19 protein-coding genes and 1 pseudogene are annotated in these 22,211 nt (G+C 72.1%); 12 read left to right on the top strand and 8 right to left on the bottom strand.

From position 1 onward, the window contains the following. Positions 1 to 170: 170 nt before the first annotated feature. Together AB0M93_RS48715 and AB0M93_RS48710 are read left to right on the top strand one after the other, a co-directional pair. Positions 171 to 710, top strand: coding sequence for an RNA polymerase sigma factor (locus AB0M93_RS48715; protein ID WP_364288435.1), 540 nt, complete (start codon positions 171 to 173; stop codon positions 708 to 710). A 19-nt stretch (positions 711 to 729) separates the two neighbouring features. Further along, complete coding sequence (locus AB0M93_RS48710; RefSeq protein WP_364288432.1) at positions 730 to 1,185, top strand: peroxiredoxin family protein; 456 nt, start codon at positions 730 to 732, stop codon at positions 1,183 to 1,185. Positions 1,186 to 1,195: 10 nt separating this feature from the next. Here AB0M93_RS48710 and AB0M93_RS48705 read toward each other — a convergent pair whose 3' ends face one another. Next, positions 1,196 to 2,035, bottom strand: coding sequence for an LLM class F420-dependent oxidoreductase (locus AB0M93_RS48705; protein WP_364288429.1), 840 nt, complete (start codon positions 2,033 to 2,035; stop codon positions 1,196 to 1,198). Between the two features lie 71 nt (positions 2,036 to 2,106). Between AB0M93_RS48705 and ligA the strand changes: the two genes are divergently transcribed. From ligA to AB0M93_RS48670, 7 genes and pseudogenes are all read left to right on the top strand, one after another. Further along, positions 2,107 to 4,098, top strand: a complete 1,992-nt coding sequence (ligA, locus tag AB0M93_RS48700; RefSeq protein WP_364288426.1) for an NAD-dependent DNA ligase LigA — start codon at positions 2,107 to 2,109, stop codon at positions 4,096 to 4,098. A 99-nt stretch (positions 4,099 to 4,197) separates the two neighbouring features. Further along, positions 4,198 to 4,644, top strand: coding sequence for a hypothetical protein (locus AB0M93_RS48695; RefSeq protein ID WP_364288423.1), 447 nt, complete (start codon positions 4,198 to 4,200; stop codon positions 4,642 to 4,644). Between the two features lie 145 nt (positions 4,645 to 4,789). Further along, on the top strand, positions 4,790 to 5,977 hold the full coding sequence (locus tag AB0M93_RS48690; protein ID WP_364288420.1) for a cytochrome P450: 1,188 nt from the start codon (positions 4,790 to 4,792) through the stop codon (positions 5,975 to 5,977). 128 nt (positions 5,978 to 6,105) lie between these two features. Next, positions 6,106 to 8,361: a glycoside hydrolase family 3 N-terminal domain-containing protein gene (locus AB0M93_RS48685; RefSeq protein ID WP_364288417.1), complete on the top strand. Its 2,256-nt coding sequence runs from the start codon at positions 6,106 to 6,108 to the stop codon at positions 8,359 to 8,361. Positions 8,362 to 8,403: 42 nt separating this feature from the next. Beyond that, a pseudogene (locus AB0M93_RS48680) lies at positions 8,404 to 9,823 on the top strand (Clp protease N-terminal domain-containing protein); the annotation flags it as partial. Positions 9,824 to 10,009: 186 nt separating this feature from the next. Beyond that, the gene (locus tag AB0M93_RS48675; RefSeq protein ID WP_364288438.1) at positions 10,010 to 11,281 is read left to right on the top strand and encodes a P-loop NTPase fold protein; all 1,272 of its coding nucleotides are present in this window, start codon (positions 10,010 to 10,012) and stop codon (positions 11,279 to 11,281) included. Positions 11,282 to 11,318: 37 nt separating this feature from the next. Next, positions 11,319 to 12,089 (top strand): isocitrate lyase/phosphoenolpyruvate mutase family protein, encoded by a 771-nt coding sequence (locus AB0M93_RS48670; protein WP_364288414.1) that lies wholly within the window; start codon positions 11,319 to 11,321, stop codon positions 12,087 to 12,089. A 6-nt stretch (positions 12,090 to 12,095) separates the two neighbouring features. Here AB0M93_RS48670 and AB0M93_RS48665 read toward each other — a convergent pair whose 3' ends face one another. Further along, positions 12,096 to 13,142 (bottom strand): hypothetical protein, encoded by a 1,047-nt coding sequence (locus AB0M93_RS48665; protein ID WP_364288411.1) that lies wholly within the window; start codon positions 13,140 to 13,142, stop codon positions 12,096 to 12,098. Positions 13,143 to 13,236: 94 nt separating this feature from the next. Further along, a complete protein-coding gene (locus AB0M93_RS48660; protein WP_364288408.1) occupies positions 13,237 to 13,821 on the bottom strand; it encodes a hypothetical protein in 585 nt (194 codons plus the stop codon). A 184-nt stretch (positions 13,822 to 14,005) separates the two neighbouring features. Here AB0M93_RS48660 and AB0M93_RS48655 point away from each other — a divergent pair, with 184 nt between their 5' ends. Further along, entirely contained in the window at positions 14,006 to 14,971 is a 966-nt protein-coding gene (locus AB0M93_RS48655; RefSeq protein ID WP_364288405.1) for a LysR family transcriptional regulator, read from the top strand. A gap of 2 nt (positions 14,972 to 14,973) precedes the next feature. Here the strand turns inward: AB0M93_RS48655 and AB0M93_RS48650 are convergent, their stop codons facing one another. Beyond that, positions 14,974 to 15,792 (bottom strand): carbohydrate-binding protein, encoded by an 819-nt coding sequence (locus AB0M93_RS48650; protein WP_364288402.1) that lies wholly within the window; start codon positions 15,790 to 15,792, stop codon positions 14,974 to 14,976. A 256-nt stretch (positions 15,793 to 16,048) separates the two neighbouring features. Further along, positions 16,049 to 18,052, bottom strand: a complete 2,004-nt coding sequence (locus tag AB0M93_RS48645; protein ID WP_364288399.1) for a glycosyltransferase family 4 protein — start codon at positions 18,050 to 18,052, stop codon at positions 16,049 to 16,051. Between the two features lie 56 nt (positions 18,053 to 18,108). On the opposite strand from AB0M93_RS48645, the gene AB0M93_RS48640 reads away from it, so the two are divergent. Further along, positions 18,109 to 19,479: a glycosyltransferase gene (locus AB0M93_RS48640; protein WP_364288396.1), complete on the top strand. Its 1,371-nt coding sequence runs from the start codon at positions 18,109 to 18,111 to the stop codon at positions 19,477 to 19,479. A 142-nt stretch (positions 19,480 to 19,621) separates the two neighbouring features. Next, positions 19,622 to 20,473, top strand: coding sequence for a MerR family transcriptional regulator (locus AB0M93_RS48635; RefSeq protein ID WP_364288393.1), 852 nt, complete (start codon positions 19,622 to 19,624; stop codon positions 20,471 to 20,473). Here the strand turns inward: AB0M93_RS48635 and AB0M93_RS48630 are convergent. From AB0M93_RS48630 to AB0M93_RS48620, 3 genes are all read right to left on the bottom strand, one after another. Then, positions 20,438 to 20,749: a DUF3099 domain-containing protein gene (locus AB0M93_RS48630; RefSeq protein WP_364288390.1), complete on the bottom strand. Its 312-nt coding sequence runs from the start codon at positions 20,747 to 20,749 to the stop codon at positions 20,438 to 20,440. The genes AB0M93_RS48635 and AB0M93_RS48630 overlap by 36 nt on opposite strands. Beyond that, on the bottom strand, positions 20,746 to 21,117 hold the full coding sequence (locus AB0M93_RS48625; RefSeq protein WP_364288387.1) for a hypothetical protein: 372 nt from the start codon (positions 21,115 to 21,117) through the stop codon (positions 20,746 to 20,748). Before AB0M93_RS48625 ends, AB0M93_RS48630 begins: the two co-directional genes overlap by 4 nt. Continuing rightward, on the bottom strand, positions 21,114 to 22,211 hold a 1,098-nt coding region (locus AB0M93_RS48620; protein WP_364288384.1), incomplete at its 5' end, for a cytochrome b N-terminal domain-containing protein. The genes AB0M93_RS48620 and AB0M93_RS48625, both read right to left, overlap by 4 nt.

Below are 22,211 nucleotides of genomic sequence, written 5' to 3'. Positions count from 1 at the left end.
CGGCCACGCCGGGTCAAGGCACGCTTTCCCGCCTTGACGCGGCGTGCCGGCCGTTGAACAATCCGGCGTCCGGGTCGGTGGAAATCACCCCCCACTCCCACCAGCGGTGAATCCTTTCGAGACACCAGCACCTCTTATGCGGTGTGGACACCTCGACAGGAAGAGCACCGATGGGTTGGGTAAGCGAGCACCTCGTGGAAGCGGCACAGCGCGGCGACCTGGAGTCGATCACCGCGGTGGTCCACGGAGCCCACCCGCACGTACGGCGGTTCGCCGATCACCTCTGCGCGTCACCCCAGGACGCGGAAGACGCGGCACAGGAAGCCCTCCTGGTCCTCTACCGCAAGATCGGCTCGCTCCGAGCGACGGCGGCACTGGCCTCCTGGATGTTCCGGATCGTCCGGAACGAGTGCCTGCGCCGAGCCCGGCACCTCCTGCCGGACGCGGCGGACCCGGACGCCGCCGACCCCGGCCTGGCCGCCTCGGCCGAGGACGAGGTACTCAGGCGCCTCGAAGCCGAGCGCGTCGCCGAGGCCATCCGGGCACTCCCGGACATCCAGCGCCGCGTCCTGATCATGCGCGACGTCCTGGGCCACCCGGGCCGGACGGTCGCCGGCACGCTCGGGCTGAGCACCGCGGCGATGAAGTCCCACCTGCACCGGGCCCGGACGGCCGTCCGCCTCCGGCTGCACAGCTCCCCCACCCCCTGAAACCCCGGAAGGAACCCCCATGCTCGAAGCCGGATCACCCGCACCCCAGCTGGTGCTGGAAGACACCGACGGCCGGCCGGTCCGCCTCGCCGACCACGCCTTCCTGCTCTACTTCATGCGGTCGACGACGTGCCCCGTCTGCCGGCGGCACGTCTCCTCCCTCGCCGAGGACGCCGCCACCTTCGAGGCGGCCGGCGTCCGCGTCCTGGTCGCCGTTCCCGAAGACCGCGCGACGGCCGCCGCCTGGCGGGCGAAGCACGAGATCCCGTTCCCGGTGCTCACCGGCCGCGGCGGCACGCCCCACGAGCTGGTCGGGCTGAGCCGGGCCGTCTTCTGCGCGCTGCAGCGGTCCGGCAGCATCCTCGTCGACGCCCAGGGCGTGGTCCGTCACGCGCACAGCGCCACGCTGCCCACCGGCAGCTACGACCGGGCGGGCATCGCCGCGGCCGTCGCCGCGCTGGGCGCCCCGGCCTGACACCGCGGCGTCAGCGCAGCGGCTCGAGCACCTTCACCAGCGGCTCCAGCACGGCCGGGGTGTGCGGCGGCGGCAGGTAGACGATCGCCAGGTCGACGCCGGCTTCCCCGAGCGCCTCGGCCTCGGCGGCGACCTTCGCGTAGTCGAGGTCCGGGTACAGCCGGACGTGCGAGGACAGCGTGATCTCGGCCGGGTCGCGGCCGATGTCCGCGCAGTGGCGGTGCAGCACGTCCCGCTTGCGGGCGAACTCCTCGGGCGTGCCGCCGAGGAAGTTCCAGTGCTGGGCGTACTTCGCGGTCGTGCGCAGGGTGCGCTTCTCGCCGCTCCCGCCGATGCAGATCGGCGGGTGCGGCCGCTGCACGCCCTTCGGCTCGCAGCGGGCGTCGGTCAGGTGGTAGTGCTCGCCGTGGAACGTCGTGGTCTCCTGCGTCAGCAGCCCGACGAGGACCTCGCACGCCTCCTCGAAGCGGTCGCTGCGCTCCTTGATCGAGCCCAGCTCGATGCCGTAGGCGCCGGACTCCTCTTCGTTCCAGCCGGCGCCGACGCCGATCTCGAGCCGGCCGCCGGAGACGATGTCGAGCGTGGCCGCCATGTTCGCCAGCAGCGCCGGGTGGCGGTAGTGGATGCCGCTGACGAGCGTGCCCAGCCGGAGCCGCTTCGTCGCCTGGGCGAGCGCGGTGAGCGTCACCCAGCCTTCCAGGCAGGGGCCGGACGAATCGGAGAAGATGGGGTAGAAGTGGTCGAACGTCCAGCCCGACTCGAACAGCTCGATCCCGTCCGCGGCCTGCCAGACGGCGAGCATGTCGGCCCACTCGGTGTTCTGGGGCGAGGTCTTGATGGCGAATCGCATGATCGTGATCGTAACCCTGGAGTTCGTCCAGGCTGCGGGTTTTGTCGGGGGTGCCCGGTAACGTCCTCGGCGTGAACGCTCAGGAACGCATCCAGGAACTCGCCGACCGCATCACGGTGCTGCGCGACGCCTACTACCGCGGGTCGCCGCTGGTGGCCGACGCGGAGTACGACGCGATCGAGGACGAGCTGCGGAGCCTGATCGGGGAGCACCCGGAGCTCACCCCGGACCCGAACCCCCTCGACCAGGTCGGCGCGCCCGCGGTGCTGCACGCGCCGATCCGGCACTCGCGGCCGATGCTGTCCCTGGAGAAGGCGACCAGGCCCGAGCAGGTCGAGGCGTTCTTCGACCGCTTCCCCGGCCAGCCGGTGGTCGTCATGCCGAAGCTGGACGGGCTGTCGCTGGCCGTCGTCTACGAAAACGGGCGCCTGGCCAGGGCGGTCACCCGCGGGGACGGCACGACCGGCGACGACGTCACCGTGCTGGTGCGGGCCCTGACCGACGGGATCCCCGAGCAGGTCGACGCGCCGGGCCGGGTCGAGGTCCGCGGCGAGGCCGTCATGCTGCGCTCCACCTTCGCCGCCTACAACACCGCCCACCCGGACAAGCCGCTGATCAACCCGCGCAACGCGGCCGCGGGCACCCTGCGCGCGAAGGACCCCGCGACCGTGGCCGAGCGGCGGCTGCGGTTCTTCGCCTTCGACCTGTACACCGAGCCCGACAGCGCCGCGGCCGACCTCGGCAGCGCGCTGCACGCCCTCGGCTTCACCGCGGCCGACATGCGGCGCTGCGCCGACGCGGCCGCGGCGCAGAGCGTGATCGGCGAGATCGAGCGGCAGCGCAACGAGCTGGACTACGACCTCGACGGCGCCGTCCTGCGGCTGGCGAGCCGGGACGCGTACGGCGCGGCCGGCACCCGGTCGAGCTCGCCGCGCGGCGCGCTGGCGTTCAAGTTCGCGGCCGAGGAGAAGACGACCGTGCTGGCCGACGTGGTCTGGGACGTCGGCAAGACGGGCAAGATCGCGCCGGTCGCGTGGCTGGAACCGGTGTTCGTGGGCGGCACGACCGTCACCCGCGCGACGCTGGCCAACCAGGAGGTGATCCGCGCCCGCGGCATCAAGATCGGCGACACCGTGCTGGTGCGCCGGGCCGGCGACGTCATCCCGTTCGTCGCCGGCGTGCTCGACGCCTCGAAGCGCACCGGCGCCGAGCGGGAGATCGTCCCGCCGGACGCGTGCCCGTCGTGCGGGCAGCCGCTGACCGAGCAGGGCAACAGCCGGGAACTGTTCTGCACCAACGTGTCCTGCCCGGCCCAGACCGTGCGGCGGCTGATCCACTGGGCGTCGCGGGCGGCGGCGGACATCGACGCCATCGGCGGCGTGTGGATCGAACGGCTGGCCGAGGCCGGGATCCTGGAACACCCGTCGGACTTCTACGGGCTGACCAAGGAGAAGCTGCTCGAATTCGACCGCATCGGCGAGGTTTCGGCCACCCGGATGATCGAGTCGATCGACGCGAGCCGGTCGGTCGGCCTGCGCCGGGCGCTGATCGGGCTGGCGATCCCGATGGCGTCCGAAGGCACCGCCGCGCGCCTCTGCCGGGCCGGGTTCGGTTCACTGGAGGACGTCGCGGCGGCGGGCGTCGACGGGCTGGTGGCGGTGGAGGACATCGGGCCGAAGGTGGCCGCGTCGCTGATCGAGCACCTCACCCGGCTGCGGCCCGAGCTCGAGCGGCTGCGGGAGGCGGGCGTTTCCCTGGACGTGCGCGAAGAGGACCTCCCGCCGGTCGTCGCGGCGGGCGCGCCGCTGGCGGGCAAGACGGTGGTGGTCACCGGCTCGATCAGCGACCCCCGGTCGGGTGAGAAGGTCCCCCGGCCGACGTTCCAGCGGCTCTGCGAGAAGGCGGGCGCGACCACGGCGACGTCGGTTTCGGCGAGCACCGACCTGCTCATCACCGGCGCGGACGTCGGGGCGAGCAAACTGACCAAGGCCGAGAAGCACGGCGTCGAAGTGGCCGACCAGGGCGAGATCTGGCCGCTGCTGATCGCGGCGGGCATCGTGTAACGCATTGTCCCGGTCCACGGACGCGGGTCACCCGGTCGTGGAAACCGCGCGCGGGCGACACTGGTGGCGGGCAACCAGCCTCGTTCGAAGGGATGCATGATGACCACGCCGCCGACCGACCTGGCGCGCACCCGCCAGCTCCGCGTGCACGAGTTCCTGACGGCACGGGGCTGGCACCTCGAGGGCGACAGCGACCCGGCCGAAGCCTGGTTCGCCGACGACGTCCACGCGGGCTGGCACTACCCGGCCAGCTACGGCGGTCAGCACGTCAACGAGGTCGCCGACACCGCACCGGTGCAGCTGCAGAGCTATTTCACGTTCGGCGACGGCGGCGAAGAGGTCTTCAGCGTGACGCCGGCGGGCAACCTGCGCGGCAGCGGCTGCCCCGAGCACGACACGCAGGAGCAGTTCTTCCCGTTGACGGCCGACGGCGAGGTGGACCTGGACGAGATCGCCACCCTGCTGGACATCCTGGAACCCCGGGCGCGCTCGCTCGACCCGCGGGCGCTGATCGAGTGCCGGTACTTCGGGCCCTGCACAGGGTGATCCGAGGCGGCCGCTGAAGGTCGCCGCCGGGGTACCGGTGAGCCGCTGATGCCGGCGGCCCTCCGATCCGCGAAACCGCCGCCCTACCCACGACGTGTCCCCCGCGCCATGATGGGGAGCTCGGCGTGAGCTGAGGGAGGGTGCCATGAACGTGCGTTCCTACCCGTTCGGTCCGGCCGCCGGGCTGGAGATCGATCCGCGCTACGGCCGGCTGCGCGACGACGAGCCGTTGGCCCGGGTGAAGCTCCCCTACGGCGAGGAGGGCTGGCTGCTCACGCGCTACGACGATGTGCGCGTCGCGCTCGGCGACGCCAGGTTCAGCCTCGCGCAGGCAGCCGTGCGGGACACGCCGCGGCTGGGCCCGCAGCGGATGGGCGCGATCCTGACCGACCTCGACCCACCGGACCACACCCGGCTGCGGCGGCTGCTCGCGCACGCGTTCACCGTGCGCCGCGTCGATCAGCTGCGCGCGGACGCGGAACGCCTCGCGGCCGAACTGGTGGACGAGCTGGAGAAGGCCGGCCCGCCCGCCGATCTGATGACGGCACTGGCGGTCCCGTTGCCCGGCTTGATGGTCTGCGAACTGCTCGGCGTGCCCTACGAAGACCGCGACCACTTCCAGGAACTCACGGCCGCGTTCATGTCCGTCACCGCGCTGACCGACGAAGAGAAGATCGCGCGGCTCGGCGAGCTCGCCGGTTACCTGGCCGGGCTCGCCGACCGGCGCCGCGAACACCAGGAAGACGACCTGATCAGCGCCCTCGTCATCGCCCAGGAGGACGACGACCGGCTCACCGCCGACGAGCTCGTGCAGCTGACGGTGCTGCTGCTCGGCGCCGGGTACGACTCCACGGCGTGCCAGATCGCGAACTCCGTCTACGCCCTGCTCCGGTTCCCGGACCAGCTGGAGCTGTTGCGGTCCCGGCCGGAGCTGATGCCCGGCGCCGTGGAGGAGCTGTTGCGCTGGATCCCGGGCCAGGAGGCCGCCGACATCCTGCCCCGCTACGCGCTGGAGGACGTCGAACTCAGCGGCGGCACCGTGCGCGCGGGCGAACCCGTGCTGCTGGCCAAGCACGCGGCCAACCGCGACCCGCGCCGGTTCCCCGACCCCGACCGCCTCGACGTGACCCGGAACGCCAAGGGACACCTGGCTTTCGGCCACGGACCGCACCACTGCATCGGGGCGCAGCTGGCGCGGATGGACATCCAGGTGGCGTTGACGGCGCTGCTGACCCGGCTCCCCGCCCTCCGGTTGGCCGTACCCGACGGCGAAATCCGGTGGCGGGCCGGGATGGCCATGCGCGGGCCGGTCGCGTTGCCGATCGGCTGGTGACGGCTCGTGCTCCGCCGTCACGAGGACTGCGGCCCCCACCGCCACGGCCTAGGCTGAGCACGCCCGGCCGATCAGAGGAGTTCGCCACCGCTTTTCTTCTTTCTTCGCTCCGCGAAAGGGTCCCCGCCATGTCGCAGCAGGTGAACCAGGAACATTCGGCCGCGGGCGGGGTGAACCGGCGCAGCGTGCTCGCCGGCCTCGCCGGCGGGGTGGCCGCCGCCGGGCTGCTCGCCCAGCCGGCGGCCGGCGCCGAGACCGCCGGGCGGCCGGAGCGGGATCCCCGCGTCGAGGCGCTGCTCAAGCGGATGACCCTCGCCGAGAAGATCGGCCAGCTCCAGCTCGTCGGCGACGAAACCACCGCCCGGGCAGCGCTTTCCGGCGGCCGGCTCGGCGGCGTCTTCTCCGTCGTCGGGGCCGCGAAGCTCAACGCCCTGCAGCGCATCGCGGTCGAGCGGACGCGGCTGAAGATCCCGCTGATCTTCGGCCTCGACGTCATCCACGGGTACACCACCAACTTCCCGATCCCGCTCGCCCAGGGCGCGAGCTTCGACCCCGCCGTCGCGGGCGCCGACGCCGCCGTCTCGGCCAAGGAGGCGCGCAGCAGCGGCATCCACTGGACCTACGCGCCGATGATGGACGTCACCCACGAGCCGCGGTGGGGGCGGATCGCCGAAGGGTACGGCGAGGACCCCTACCTGGCGGCCCGGTGCGCCGTCGCCAAGGTCCGTGGCTACCAAGGGGACGACTACTCCGCGCCGGACCGGGTGGCCGCCTGCGCCAAGCACTTCGTCGCCTACGGCGGGGCCGAAGGCGGGCGCGACTACAACACCGTCGACGTCTCACTGCAGCGGCTGCACAACCTCTACCTGCCGCCGTTCAAGGCCAGTGTCGAAGCGGGCGTCGCGACCGTCATGGCGAGCTTCAACACCATCAGCGGCGTGCCGGCCCACGGCAACGGCTACGTCCTGCACGACGTCCTCAAGGGCAGCTACGGCTTCCGCGGGTTCGTGGTCAGCGACTACACCGGCATCGAAGAACTGATCCTGCACGGCCTGGCCGGCGACGGCGCGGACGCCGCGGCGGCCGCCCTGCCGGCCGGTGTCGACATGGAGATGGTGAGCACCAACTACGCCCGCTTCGCCGAGCAGCTGCTGGCCGAACGCCGGATCACCGGCGACCAGATCGACGACGCCGTCCGCCGGATCCTGCTCGTCAAGTTCCGGCTCGGCCTGTTCGAACGCCCGTACGTCGACGAGGCGGCCGAGGTGAAAGCGCCTTCACCGGCCGCGCTGGCGGCGTCGCGGCAGGTCGCGGCCCGGTGCATGGTGCTGCTCAAGAACGACGGCCCGGTGCTGCCGCTGGCGAAGAACGTCGGCTCGGTCGCCGTCGTCGGACCGCTCGGCGCGGCGACCTACGACCTCAACGGCACCTGGGCGGCCCTCGGCACCGGCGCGTCGACGACGCCGCCGGTGACGGTCGTCGACGGGATCAAGGCCGCGGCGCCCGGCGCCACCGTGAGCTACACCCCCGGCTGCACCGTCGACGGGACGGACACCAGCGGGTTCGCCGCCGCGCAGCAGGCGGCGCGCGCCGCCGACGTGACGGTCGTGGTGGTCGGCGAAACCGCCGCGATGAGCGGCGAAGCGGCGGCGCGCAGCAACATCGACCTCCCCGGCGTGCAGCAGCAACTGGTGGCCGCGATCGCCGGAACGGGGAAGCCGTTCGTGGTCGTGCTGGTCAACGGCCGCCCGCTGACGATCCCCTACCTGCACGACAACGCCCCCGCCATCCTCGAAGCGTGGGCGCCCGGCGTGCAGGGCGGCCACGCGATCGCGGACGTGCTGTTCGGCGTGGTGAACCCGGGCGGCAAGCTGCCGGTGAGCTTCCCGCGCGCGGTGGGCCAGATCCCGATCTACTACAACCACGAGAACACCGGGCGCCCCGCCGACCCGGCCAACAAGTACACGTCCAAGTACCTCGATCTGGCGACGGGACCGCTCTACGAGTTCGGCCACGGCCTGTCGTACACGACGTTCCACGTCGACACCCTGCGGCTGTCGGCCACGCGCCTCCCGGCCCGCGGCGGCCGCATCGACGTCACCACCACGGTCACCAACACCGGCGCCCGCACCGGCGACGAAGTCGTCCAGCTCTACCTGCGCGACCCGGTCGCAAGCATCGTCCAGCCGGTCCGCCGCCTCCGCGGCTTCCGGCGGGTGACACTGGCCGCAGGCGCGTCGACGACGGTGTCGTTCACCCTCACCCCGGAGGACGTCGGGTTCTACGACAATGCAGCGCGGTTCCGGGTGGAGCCGGGAAAGATCGAGGTGTACGTCGGCACCAGCTCGGCCGCCACGCTCTCGGCGAGCTTCACGGTGGTCTGAACGCCGCCGTAACGGACCGGAACGGGTCTGCGACCTCAACACATGTTCGAGAGGCTCACCGACCGCGCGCGGCGGGTGGTCGTCCTGGCCCAGGAAGAGGCCAGGACGCTCGACCACGACCACATCGGCACCGAGCACCTCCTGCTCGGTGTGATCCACGAGGATGCGAGTGCCGCCAAGGCGCTGGAGTCACTGGGCATCGGTCTCGAGAGCGTCCGCCGGCAAGTAGCGGAGATCGTCGGCCAAGGCCAGCAGGCGCCGAACGGGCACATCCCGTTCACCTCGCGGGCGAAGAAGGTGCTGGAGCTGTCGATGCGTGAGTCGCGGCAGCTCGGCCACAACTACATCGGTCCCGAGCACGTTCTGCTCGGTCTGATCCGCGAGGGCGACGGTGTCGCCGCGCAGGCCATGGTCAAGCTCGGCGTCGACCTCAAGCGGGTCCGCCGGCAGGTGTCGCAGCTGTTGTCGGACGACGAGGACAGCAAGGCCGAGCCCCCGCCGGCCCTCGAAGTCGAGAAGTTCGGCCGCAACCTCACCACGCTCGCCCGCGCGGGCGAACTCGACCCGGTCCTCGGGCGCGACGAGGAGATCGAGCGGGTCATGCAGGTGCTGTCCCGCCGGACCCAGGCCAGCCCCGTGCTCGTCGGCGAGCCCGGCGTCGGTGCGGCCGATGGTGGAAGGTCTCGCCCAGCTGATCGTCACGGGCGAAGTGGCCGACACGCTTAAAGACAAGCAGCTGTGCACCCTCGATCTCGGCTCCCTGACCGCCGAGCGGACCGAGGCCCTCGGGAAAGCCGTCAAGGACGTGCGCATGCGCGGTGACGTCCTCCTGTTCGTCGACGGGATCCACCTGCTCGTCGGTGCCGATGCCGATCCCCGGCTGGCGGAGGCGAGATCCTTGCTCAAGCCGATGCTGACCCGCGGCGAACTGCAGGTCATCGGCGCCACCACCGCGGACGAGTACTACCGGTACGTCACGAAGGACCCGGTCCTCAACCGCACCTTCCAGCCGATCCAGCTCGGCGAGCCGACGCTCGAAGACACCGTCGACATCCTCAAGGTTGCCCGCGACCAGTACGAGGCACACCACCGCGTCGCGATCACCGACCTCGCGCTCGTCGCGGCGGTCACCCTGGCCGGCCGGTACGTCTCGGACCGGCCGTTGCCGGAAAGCGCGCTCGACCTCCTCGACAAGGCCGGCGCCCGGATGCGCATCCGCCGTGTGGCCCGGACGAACCTGCGCGGATTCGACGAGAAGATCGCCGACGTGCGCCGGCAAAAAGAAGACATGATCGACGCGCAGGACTGGGAAGGCGCCACCCGGCTGCGAAACACCGAGAAGCAATTGCTCGACCAGCGGAACGCGCACGAGAACCAGTGGAAGACCCACGACCTCGACGTCGTCTCGGAGATCGACGAGGACGAGATCATCCAGATCGTGGCGGAAGACACCGGGGTCCCCGCCGAAGCGATCCGCGATTTCTGGTCGCCGGAGACGAAAACCCATCAGGAACCACCCGGCGACGAGAACGGCTATCTTCTCCTCAACGACCAGCCTGTCGCCGATACCGCCTACGACCTCCTCGGCGCGACCGAAATCGCGCACGGGATCGCGTCGATCCTGACCCGTACTCCGTCGCCGTTCGTCATGGCGATCGACGGCGGGTGGGGTACCGGCAAGAGCACCCTGCTCCGCCAGATCGAAGCGGCGTTGCCGGAAAGCCCCGATCTGGTCAAGGTTTCCTTCAACGCGTGGACGGCGCAGGCCGACAACGCGCTGGACTCCCTCATCAAGTCCGTGATCGTGAAACTGGACGCGCGGCTGCTGCGGCGCTGGATCCGCAAACTGTCGAAGAGCCGCCACACCCTCGACTTCCTCCGTCTCGCGTTCTCCGTCGCGACCCGGTTCTTCGGCATTTCGCGGCTGGCGGACGAACTGTGGGCCAAGCTCGAGGTGAACGCCAAATCCCGCAACGAAATGCGCAACTGGATCCAGAAGATCCTCGAGGACTGGACCAAGGACGCCAAGCTGCGCACCGGCCGCAACCTGGTCGTGTTCGTCGACGACCTGGACCGCTGCTCCGACGCCGTCGTGGTCCAGATCTGCGAGGCCGTGAAGCTGTACCTCGCCACGACCGGGGTGATCTTCGTGATCGGCTGCGACCTGTCCGTGCTCGCCCGCGGCGTCTCGACGTCGGCGCGCGGGGGCGAGGGGGAAGGCCGGACCTACCTGGAGAAGATCGTGCAGGTGGTCTACCGCATCCCCGTCCCGGACCGGATCAGCACCGTGCAGCTGGTGCACAGCTACGCCAAGCAGGCGGGCGTCGGCGGGTTCGTGGACGAGACCGTCACCAAGATCCTGGTGGAGCGGACCGAGGGCAACCCGAGGCGGATCAAGCGGATCATCAACAGCTTCGTCCTGCAGCAGAAACTGAGCCCGGCCTGGCGGAAACCCCCGCTGGGCAGCGGCAGGCTCATCATCGTCATCATCCTCCAGCACCTTTACCCGGCCATCTACGAATCGCTCGTCAGCACCCATTCCGGAGCGGACCCGATCGGCGAGTTCCTCGAATACGCCGCGGTGCGCGCCCGCGTGACCGATCCGCCCGGGGCGAGCGACATGTGGTGGTCCACCGCCGGCCGGGTCTTCCGCCGCCACGGGATGATGCTGCCCGGCCGCACCCCCGAACTGCGCGACGAGCTCGTCACGAACCTGGAGCGCCTGGAGCGGGAACTGCCCGCCCACTTCGTCGAACTGGCCGGCAACGAAGCCCTGACCACGCTGTTGCGCGAGCTGGGTGACCTCGAGACGCGCCTCGCGGTCCGCGCGCAACTGGTCAGCCGCCCGTTGAGCACCGGCTCGTTCCCGGTCGAGGCGCTCGATGCGGGCCAGGAAACGGAGTCCACCGACGGCGGGTGACGGCCGCCCGTGGCCCGGGCGGCCTACATTGGACAGCATGATCTCGACCGCCGAAAAGGCCACGCTCCTGCAGCAGCTGCACGCCGCCCCCGAGCTGCTGCTCGTCGTCAACGTCTGGGACGCCATCACCGCCAAAGTCGTCGCCGAAACCCCCGGCACCCGGGCACTCGCCACCCCCAGCCATGGCATCGCCGCCTCGCGCGGCTATCCCGACGGCGAGAAGATCCCGCGCGACGAAATGATCGCCGAGGTCGCCCTCATCGTGCGCACCGCCGGCAATCTGCCGGTCACCGCCGATCTCGAAGCCGGCTACGGCGATCCGGGCGGGACCGTGGCCAGGGCGATCGAGGTCGGCGCCGTCGGTGCCAACCTCGAAGACCAGATGAAACCGCTGGGCGAAGCGGTGAAGGCCGTCGAAGCCGCCGTCGCGGCCGCGCAGTCGGCCGGTGTCGACTTCGTCCTCAACGCCCGCACCGACGCCTTCCTCAAGACCGACCCCGACACGGCCCTGGCCGAAACCGTCACCCGCGGCCGCGCGTATCTCGACGCGGGCGCGTCCAACTTCTTCGTGCCGGGCAAGCTGGACGAGAGCCAGGTCGCGCGGCTCGTCGAAGAACTCGGCGAGCGCAAGGTCAACCTCATCGGCATCCCCGGCTCGATCCCGCTGGCCCGCGCCCAGGAACTCGGCGTCTCCCGCGTCTCCTACGGCCCCTGGAGCCAGAACGTCGCGCTGACGGCGCTGGCCAAGCTGGCCGAGGACGTCTACGCCGGCGGCGGGCTCCCCGCGGACACCCGCAAGCTCAACTGACCCGGCTCAGCGCCTGTCCCGCCGCCGCGCCACGGCCAGCAACGCCAGCCCCGCCGCCAGCAGCACGACGAGCGTGGCCGCCTGGGCCGGCAGCGCACCGACGCCGGTGGCGGCAAGGCTCCCACCCGGCGGTGGCGTCGTTCCCCCCGGCGTGCCCGGCGACGGCGTGACGCTCACCGAACCGGAAGGTGATGCTTCCGTCGAGGTGGGCGACGTCGTGGTGACGCTCGACGAACCGGTCGGCGAAGTCGAGAGCGAAGTCGAGGGCGAGGTCGAAGGCGAGGGCGAGGGCGAGGGCGAAGGCGCGGTGGAGCTGGTCGGCGGCCGGGCCCCGCAGTGCGCCTCGACTTCGCCCAGGCGCAACGACGTCAAGGGACCGTCGTAAACCGCCTTCCCGTCCTTGTCCTTCAGTGACGCCGTCACGTCGATGTCCAGACCGGCCCGCGCGTAGTCCTGACGGCTCTGCCCAGCCGGGTCCTGAAACGGCGTCACCACGACCGTCAGCGTGCTCGCGCCGATCTCGGGGACACCCAGCTCGGCTCCGGTCACGCCCACCTCGTTCCGGCCCGCGCGCAGCACGTGCCCGAGCACCGAGATCACCCCGCTGTCGGTGCGGTTGTAGGCCAGCGCCCAGGGCCCCACCGGCGGTGGCACGCATTCGGCGTAGGAATCGAGCGAAGCCACCCGCAGGAACGGCTTTCCCTTGACCTTCACCTCCAGCGCGGTCAGCTGCGCCTGGGCCCAGTTCTTGGCCGGGTCGGCGGACGTCCGGGTCGTCTTGGTCGCGACGCCGATCCGGCGCAGCATCCCGTCCGGGTCGCTGAAGTCCCCGTCGTCGACGTCCCCCGCGGCAGCGGACTCCGCCATCCCGTACCGCCCGGTGTAGGCGTCGAGACCCAGCGCTTCGACCGGTAACGTCGTCAACCGGACGAGCGTCGCGGCGGCGGGCGCATCAGACCGCGCCACACCGGGTGGCACGGCCAGCGCGAGCGTCACGGCGCCCGCGGCGACGGCCAAGCCGGTGAGGACGTGGGTCAGGCGGAGTGAAGGCACCGGATCAACAAAACACAGCCGATCACCGCGGACGACCGGTATCGCCGGGTCGGCGAGGGTGATCAACCGATGGTGTGACGCCGCCCGTCCGGTGTCAGCCGAAGTAGCGGTCGAAGCCGTCGATGTGGTCGAACCACGTGTGCAGCCGGTCGAACTCGCTCTCGGGCAGCCGGTTGCCGTCCAACCGGACACTGCGCAACGCCGGCAGGCGGCGCAGTCCTGCAGGCGCGACGGGGAAGTCGTTCGCGATCAGATTGAGCGAGCGCAACGACGGCACCCGGCCGACATCGTCCAGGCTCGAATCCGTGTGGTGACTGCCGAGGACGAGCCGGGTCACCGGCCCTGACGCCCGTTCAGCCTCCTCGAGGCTCATGTAGGTGCTGCACGTCTTCCGCGCTTCGCCGATCGCGTCCAGCCAAGCGTCGAAGTACTCCTCCCGCCGCACCCGGAAGCGGATCTCGACGGGATCGCGATCCTCTTCGCCTTCCAGCACGAAGACGAACCCGCCGTCCGGCCGGATCTTCAGCCACCAGCCCTGTTCGTCGTCGTAAAACGGCTTCGCGGCGGTTCCGACCGGGACATCGCCGGCGGTCCAGGAGCGCATCCGGACGTCCATCCAGCTGCCCCAGCTGAACCCGCCCAGGTCCCGCCCGGCGCTGTCGAAGAACCGGGGCAGCATCCCGTAGTAACCCTGATCGACCAGGCGGACGGCGAATCAGTCCACGATCGGGTACTGGGCCGCTTCGACGCTGATGCCCGTCACCATTCCCCCCGGTTGCAGTGCATGGAGGGTACCCGCGCACGACCACCGCTTCCGACTCGCGTCGGATGTCCCTGCTGATCAAGCCGCCTACAGTGGGAGCGTGGAGCTGGAACTGCGCCACCTGCGCGCGCTCGTGGCCGTGGCCGATGCGCGGAGTCTCAGCCGGGCCGCTCGGCTTCTCCACGTCTCGCAGCCCGCCCTCTCGGGGCTGCTACGGCGGGTCGAACAGATCGTCGGTGGCGCGCTGTTCGTCCGGTCCCCCAGCGGGTGCGTGCCCACCCGGCTCGGTGCCGACGTCGTGGCCGATGCGCGGTCCGTGCTGGCCGGTGTGTCCGCGCTGACCGAGCGGCTCGGGGAACGGCGGGCGCCCGCCGGGCCGGTGCGCGTCGGCGGGTACTGCGGTTTCCTGCACCTCGCCGTGTCGCGCTGGCTGCGGGAACGGCCGTGGAGCCACGGGGTCAGCGTGCACGAGGACTCGGACGAATCCGCCACCCTCGCCCAGCTCGCCGCCGGCGGGCTGGACCTCGCGCTGGTCTACCTGCCGCCGCTGCCCGGCTCCGTGATCCCCGACGGCGTCGAAACGCTGGTGGTGCACCCCCGGGAGCCGGTTTTCGTCATCCTCTCCCCCGACCATCCGCTGGCCGGGACACCCGCCGTGCCCTTCGCCGGCCTCGGCGAGCACCCGTGGGCCGACGACCCGCCGGGCACGACGCGGTGGTCGGCGTACCTGCAGCAGGTGTGCCGCAGCCGCGGGGTGGCCCTCGACCAGCCGCACCGGCCGCAGTGCCTGGCGACGCTGCTGGACCTCGTCCGCGCGGGCATGGCCGTCGCACCCGCGCTGGCGACACGCCAAGACCTGCCCCGGACCATCGCCGTGCGGGCCATCGAGGGCGCGCCCCTGTGGCAGGAGCTGCGGCTGTGCTACCGGCCGGGCACGCCGGTGGCGGCGCACGCCGAGGAGATCCACGCGGCCGTCGTCGCGAGCTACGCCGGCCGGCAGGGCTGCAGTGCCGCGTTCGACGCCTGGTGGCACGCGGGCGGCCGCGAGCTGCTGCCGGCCGGCTGAGCTCAGACCGTGACGCGCCAGGTGCTGTTCGGCGACGGCACGTCGAACCGCAGGGTCGAGCAGTCGTAGTCGGCCGGACGCGGGTTCGCCGTCGGTTGCAGCGGCGAGTTCGACGGCGACGCGGCGACCCAGCGGCCGCCGATCCGCAGCTGCAGCGAGCTCGACTCGAACACCGCGCCGCGCGCGTCCGAGCAGTAGTAGGCGTTGCCGGTGGCAGGATTGCGGGTCGAATAGAGCTCGAAGATGTCCCAGCCTTCGTTCAGCGAGCTCTGGTCGCTGCCGCTCTGGCTGAACAGGGTGTCCCACGCGCCGGTCTTCACGTTGCGCAGGGACGCCGTCCAGCCGTTGCCCGACGAACTGGTCCGGACCTCCTGGACGGTGTAGGCCGGGTGCCCGTTCACCGTGCTGGTGTAGGTGGCCAGGAAGGCACTGTCGATCGGGACGACCTTCGCCGGCGACACCGAACGGCACCAGTCCCAGGCCCAGACCTGCGCGGCTTCGCCAAGCCCGTACGCGGTCACGACTTCGATGCACGAATGACCGGTGGGCTTCATCGTCGGGGCGTAAACGACGTCGGAGGTGTTGGAGATCCGGAGGCTCGGCGTGATGCTCTGGGTCACGAGCACGCCGTCGGCGCCCGAGGACAGCTGGGGTTCCGGGCCCCAGAACGTGTGCCGCTGCGCGAGGGAATCCGCTTGCCGCAGCTCGCGGAACCGGTCGGCCATCGGCCCGGCGGCCGCTTTGGCGGCGGCGCCGGTCAGGCCGGGCACGGTGCCGCCCGGTGCCGCGGACACCGGGGCGGCCACCGCAATCGTGGTCACGAAGGCACAGCAGAGAACGGCAAGCAGCTTCCGCATCGGCGCGTCTCCCTCGTTGCGGGGCGGCCGGGTGCCCGCCCACGGGGATCCGGATGCTAGGACGCGCTTTCCGTTGTGCGGCACCGACTTTCGGCGGGTCGGCGACATCGTGGCCGGTCGGCGGGGGCATGACTTCCGCCGTCGCGAGGTGTTATGACGCCGTTCGGCGCAGCGGTCAGCGCAAGAGGAAGCCGAACACCTTGGCCACCGAGGCGGCGGCTCACGGCGCCGGCCTCCGGGGTTCGCGGCTCGTTCGCCGGTAGACCTCGGCGAAGCGGGCGGCGACCTGGGTGATGCCGAACCGGTGCCGGACGGTGTCGCGGCCGGCGGCCGCGGCCGCGCGCGCTCGCGCCGGGTCGTCGGCTGCGGCGCGCACGAACGCGCTCAGGTCGTCGCCGAAAGCTTCGAGACCGGACGTGTCGGCCAGCAGGCCGTTGTGGCCGTGGTCGATGTAGTGCCGGAGCCCGCCGCGGCGCGGGCCGAGGACGAGCAGTCCGGCTTCCATGGCTTCGAGGACCGCGATGCCGAACTCCTCCTTGCGGCTCGGGCAGACGTAGAGGTGGGGCGAGGGAGCGGGAAGCAGGCGGGTGAGCCCGTGTTCGAGCAGCCGGACGTCGTCGTTGCCGAGCGCCGCCAGCACGGCCAGGCGCCCGGCCGCCTCCGGGTGCGCCCGGTGCAGGGCGAGGATGCGGTCCAGCACCCCGGCTTCCTCCTCGGTCGGGCGGGCGGTGTCGCCGCCGACGAGCACCAGCGCCGCCCGGTGGTGGAGGCCGCGCGTGAGCCAGGCTTCGACCAGGAGGTCTTGCTGCTTGACCGGGTGGAGCCGGCCCACGGACAGCACGATCGGCAGGCCGCGTGCGTCGGGGCCGAGCCGGGGCAGCCGGTCGTCCGGCGCGAACAGGGCGCCGGCGAGCTGCTGCTGCCGGGCCTCGCCGGCGGCAACCTGGGGCAGCAGAGGGATCCCTTCGGCCAGGGACTCCGGTTCCGGGCGTCCGCGCAACGCGGGGAAGTACGCGGGCAGTTCACCCGGCGGACGTCCGGGCAGGCCGAGCAGCGTGTCCGCGCCGGCCACCAGCCGGTCGGCCGCGTACACGCGGTGCAGGTCGAACCGCGCACTCGCCGGGGACTCGGCACTGGTGGGCCGGTGCCGTTCGGCGAGCGAGCGGTGCGGGTCCGCGGTCAGCGTGAAGACGGTCCGCGCGCCGAGGGCGGTCGCGGCGTCGGCGATCGCCAGCGAGCCGTCGTCGGCGTACCGGACGTGCACCACATCGGGGTGACAGCCGGACAGCCACAGCAGCCGCCGCGTGAGGAACGTGATCGCCGCGCGGTGCCGGGACAGCTGGAGCTGGGCCGGCGCAGCAGGGGCGTCGACGGGAATCCGCAGCACGACGTGCCCGTCGCCGTCGGGTTCGGCCAACGTGGGGCGGGCGGCGAGCTCGTCGTGCCCGGCCAGCGTCACGGTGACCACGCGGGCGATGCCGTCGTGGCGCGGCAGGGCCGTGGCGAGGTGCCGCAGGAGCACGGTCAACCCGCCGCTCGCCCCGGCGCCGGGCTGGTCGAACGACCCCAGCAGCATCGACTGGGCGACGACCAGCCCGCGGCGCTCCGGAGGCGCGACCGTCCACAGTGGCGCATCGGCCGGGGTGGCGCGGCAGATCGCCGCCAGCGCGCGCTCATACGGGTCTTCGGCACGCTCTTGCCGGAGGGCCGCACCGTGCCGGGCGAGGTACCGCCACCCGGCGTGCCGCAACGCGCGGTCGTGCTCGGCGCCCTCGGCCACCGCACCGGCCGGGATGCCGCCGACGGCGTGCCGCTCGGCCAAATCCAGCAGCAGCACGCGACGGCGTGGCGATGCCGTGCCGAAGGCGGCGCGGATCGCCGCGCCTGCGGCGACCCGGCCGTGCGCGGCGGCCGCATCGGAAAAGAGGTCCAGCACCACGGAAGCGCTCACGTCCGCGAGCACTCCCTCGGCCTCCGGGGCGGCGGCCAGCACGTCGGCGGGTGACGGAGGAGCCGACGCCCGGGCGAGGGCCCGCAACTCGGCCAGTACGGAGTCCGCGTCTCCCCCGGCCGGGTCGGCGCCGGCGTATTCGACCAAGGCCGGGACGCCGAACGCCGGGTGGAAGCCGCGACGGACCTGCTCGACCTGGGCGAGGTCGGTGTCGCGCCGCAAGTCCCGCAGGGCCGTCAGCGCGTCGGCGGGGGCGATGTCGTGGATGATCACGGCAGTACCTCTTGCGATAGGGCCGCCGCAACGGCGACGACGACGGGGAGAACGGGATGCCGGAAGCGCGGATCGTGGTGGTGAGCCCGCCGTTCGCCTCGCACGCCCAGCCGCTCGCCACGGTGGCGGCGGCGCTCGCGGCCGAGGGCGCGGACGTGACGTTCGCCTGCGACCCCGCGTTCGCGGACCTCGCCGCGCGGCGGCGGCTGCGGTTCGAGCCGCTGGGTTTCGGCGACAACGCCAACACCGGGATTGCCGAGCGCACCCGCCAGCAGGCGGCCGGTGCCCGGCGGCTGACCGAGTTCCTCGACGCCACCCGCGCGGGCGCCGTGCCGGCGCTGCTGGCCCAGGCGCGGCACCGCCGGGCGGACATGCTGCCCGATCCCGGCGGCGTCCACGCCGCGGTGCGGCGCCTGGACGACCGGCTGCGTCCGGACTGGTACCTCGTCGACCAGCTGGCCTACGCGGTCACCCTCGCGGTGTACGCGCTGAACCGGCGGTGGGCGGCGTTCTGCCCGGGGCACCCCAGCTACGTGCTCGACGGCCCGGACCGCTTCTTCGGGCTGCCGCCCTGCTGGCCGGACGCGATCACGCCCCCGGCCGCCGAACTGGCGGCCCTGCGGACCGAAGCGGAGGCCAACGACCGCCTGTTCACCGAGCTGTTCACCGGTTTCCTCGCCGAGCACGCGCCCGGACGGCCGGCACCGCGCAGTGCGTTCGGCCTGACCTCGCCCGAGGCCGTGCTGTTCAACTACCCCGAGCTGCCGTGGCTGCCGCCGTTGCCGGCCGGACCGCAGCTGCTGTTCGCCGGGCACTGCAGCGACGTCGGCGAGGCCGAGCTGCCGCCCGGGTGGCGTGACCGCGTCGCGCGGCTGACCGACGGCGGACGACGCCGGCTCGTCCTCGTCTCGTTCGGCACGTTCCTCTCCGCCCGGGACGACGTGCTCGCCACCGTCGTCCGCGGCGCGGCCCGGGTACCGGACGTCTCGGTGCTGGTCTCGGCCGGGGACCGGGCCGGCACCCTGCGGACGGCTTTCGCGGACCGGCGCTGGATCGAGGTCCACGACCATGTGCCGCAGCGGGCCCTCTTGCCGTCCGCCTCCGTGGTCGTGCACCACGGCGGCAACAACACGTTCACCGAGTGCCTGGCCGCCGGGGTGCCCGCGGTCGCGTTGCCGTTCTCCAGCGACCAGTTCGCGGTCGCTCATGACCTCGAACGCATTCCGGCGGGCCGCGTACTCGATCCGCACCGCCTGACGCCGGCCGCGGTCACGGAGGCCATCGCTGCGGTGCTGGCGTCCGGCGGCCGCGTGCGCGAGGCCGTCGCGCCGCTGCTCGCGTCAGGTGGGCCGAAGACCGCGGCGCGGCGGTTGCTCGAAGCCATGGACCACCCTCCGGACAGAGTTTCACAATCGATGCAAAGCTAGCCGGTGTTGCGAGCGATCGCCGCACTTCCCGTCAAACCCGGCCAGTTTGAATCGCATATGAATCGCGAATACGCGCTGAGACGGGGAGACCAGCGGCGAGTACTGTGATGCAGATTCCGTTCAGCCGACGCCGGGAGCGCAAGTGAGCAGCACACCCGAGGGGCGGTCCCTCACGTCGAGCGAGGTCGCGCGGACCCTCGGCGTCTCGCAGGTGACGCTGCGGACGTGGGAGCAGCGGTACGGCATCGGCGCCTCGGACCGGGAGGAGAACGGCCGGCGGCGGTACACCTCCGACGACGTCGAGCGGTTGCGGCGGATGCGGGCACTGCAGGCGCAGGGCACCCGGGCGCGTGAAGCCGCCGAGCTGGTGCTGTCCCGGACGGCGGCGGAGACGACCGTGAAACTGCGGCGGCAGCGGATCGCCGAGGCCGCCGAGCTCCTCGACGTCGCCACCATGGGCGACCTGGTCGACGACGCGCTCGTGAGCCTCGGTGTGGCCAAGTCGTGGACCGAGGTCGTCGCGCCGGTCCTGCGCGCCATCGGGGAGCGCTGGGCGCAGGCGGGCGACCGCAACGCGATGGCCGCGGAATGGGCGCTGGCCGCCGCGGCCTCGGCGGCGCTGGACCGGCTGCGGACACCGGTGCCCGCGAGGGCCGGCCGCGGCCCCGCCCTGTTCGTCTGCGGGCCGGCGGAACGGCATGAGCTGCCGGTCAAGATGCTCAGCGCGGCACTGGGCGACGACGGCGCGCCGTCGATGTTCCTCAGCGGCCTGGTGTCGATCGACGTCCTGCGGGTGGTGTCCGGCCGGTACGCGCCGAGCGCCGTGGTGGTGTGGTCGATGACGTCGCCGTCCGCGGACGTGCGCACCTTGCGCACGCTGCACGCCGAGGGCATCCCGGTCCGCCCGGCGGGCCCGGGGTGGCGCGGGATGCCCACGGTCGGCGAGCCGCTGCCACCGTCATTCTCCGAGGCCCTGGCGTCCTTCGGCGGCTGACCGCGGCAACTCGGGGCGCGACTGCGGCCGGAAGCGGCTGATCCGCTCGGTGCGGCGGGCCGGCACGTCGTTGGCGATCAGCACCGCGGCCCACGGCAGCGGCACGGAGATCGCGAGGAAAGCCAGGGCCAGCCACCCGATGTGCGCGGTCAGCCCGGCGAGCACCAGGCACGGGATGCGGCAGGCCATCATCACGACGTACTTGCGGCGGCGCCGCGCGAGCTGCTCGCCGGCCGACGGGGCAGCCGTGGTGATCAAGGCGGGGCTTCGGCTCACGCGACACTCCCGAGACGGACGGACAGCACGGCCAGCGGCCCGATGCCGTTCTGCACCAGCGAAAGCAGCACCCCGGGCGCACTCCCGGGCCAGTGCACCGCGGCCGCCCACGCCGACCCGGCGAGCAGCAGCCCGGCGAGCACCGCCGCGACGGTGGTCGCGCTGCGTCGGAGCCGCGGGTCGCCCAGGTCGGTGATGGTCAGCGCCAGTGCCGCGTGGACGACGAGGGCCGCTGCCACCCCCAGCGCCGGCCAGTCGAAGGGCAGCCAGGTGAAGCTGCTCGCCGTGGCCGCCGCGGACCCGACGGCCGTGGCGGCGGCGCACCCGCCGGCGAGCCGGGCCCGCGCGACGGGCGCGACGGTGGTCATCGCCGTCCCCGGTCCAGTGCCCGGGTTTCCGACGGCGGGTCCGGGGTCAGCAACGAGCCGGGGACCGCGTGGCCGGCCGAGCCCAGCTTGTTCATCTTCTTCGGCACGGGCGCGCCCTGGTATTCGAGACGGGTGGCGGCCAGCGGCTGGTGGATTTCGATGAACTCGCCGTGCGGCAGCCGCTTGATGATGCCGGTCTCGACGCCGTGCTCGAGCACCTCGCGGTCGGCGCGTTGCAGGCCGACGCACAGCCGGTAGGTGACGAAGTAGGCCAAAGGCGGTCCGACGAGCAGCCCGATCCGGCCCGCCCACGTCATCGCGTTGAGCGAGACGTCGAACTGGACGGCGAGGATGTCGTTGAAGCTGGACAGGGTGAGCACGAGGAAGAACGTGATCGCCATCGCCCCGATCGACGTGCGGACCGGGACGTCCCGCGGCCGCTGGAGCAGGTTGTGGTGCGCGGTGTCGCCGGTGAGCCTCCGTTCGATGAACGGGTAGCTCAAGAGGGCCGTCACCAGCACGGCGATCCCGATGGCACCGGCGAAGAAGACCGGCGGCACGGTGTGGTCGCCGAGGTAGAGCTCCCACGGCGGCCACACGCGCAGCAGCCCGTCCGCCCAGCCCATGTACCAGTCCGGCTGGGACCCAGCGGAGACCTGGGAAGGGTTGTAGGGCCCGAAGTTCCACACCGGGTTGATCTGGAACAGCCCCGACATCAGCGCCAGCACCCCGATGACCAGGGTGAAGAACGCGCCACCCTTGAGAGCGAAGTACGGCATGATCCGGACACCGACGACGTTGCTCTCCTTGCGGCGCACCCCCGGGAACTGGGTGTGCTTCTGGTACCAGACCAGCGCCAGGTGCGCCCCGACCAGCGCGAGCATGATGCCCGGGATCAGCAGGATGTGCAGCGTGTACAACCGCGGGATGATCTGGTCACCGGGGAACTCCCCGCCGAACAGCGCCCAGTGGATCCAGGTGCCGGCCACCGGCACCGAGAGCACGATGCCCGACAGGGTCGCGCGGATACCGGTACCCGAGAGCAGGTCGTCCGGCAGCGAGTAGCCGAAGAAGCCCTCGAAGCAGCCCAGGAT

Source organism: Amycolatopsis sp. NPDC051102 (genome assembly GCF_040682815.1).
In the GTDB taxonomy this organism is placed as follows: Bacteria; Actinomycetota; Actinomycetes; order Mycobacteriales; family Pseudonocardiaceae; genus Amycolatopsis.
The sequence above is the reverse complement of the archived record's forward strand: the minus strand, read 5'-3'. Positions and strand labels throughout refer to the sequence as shown.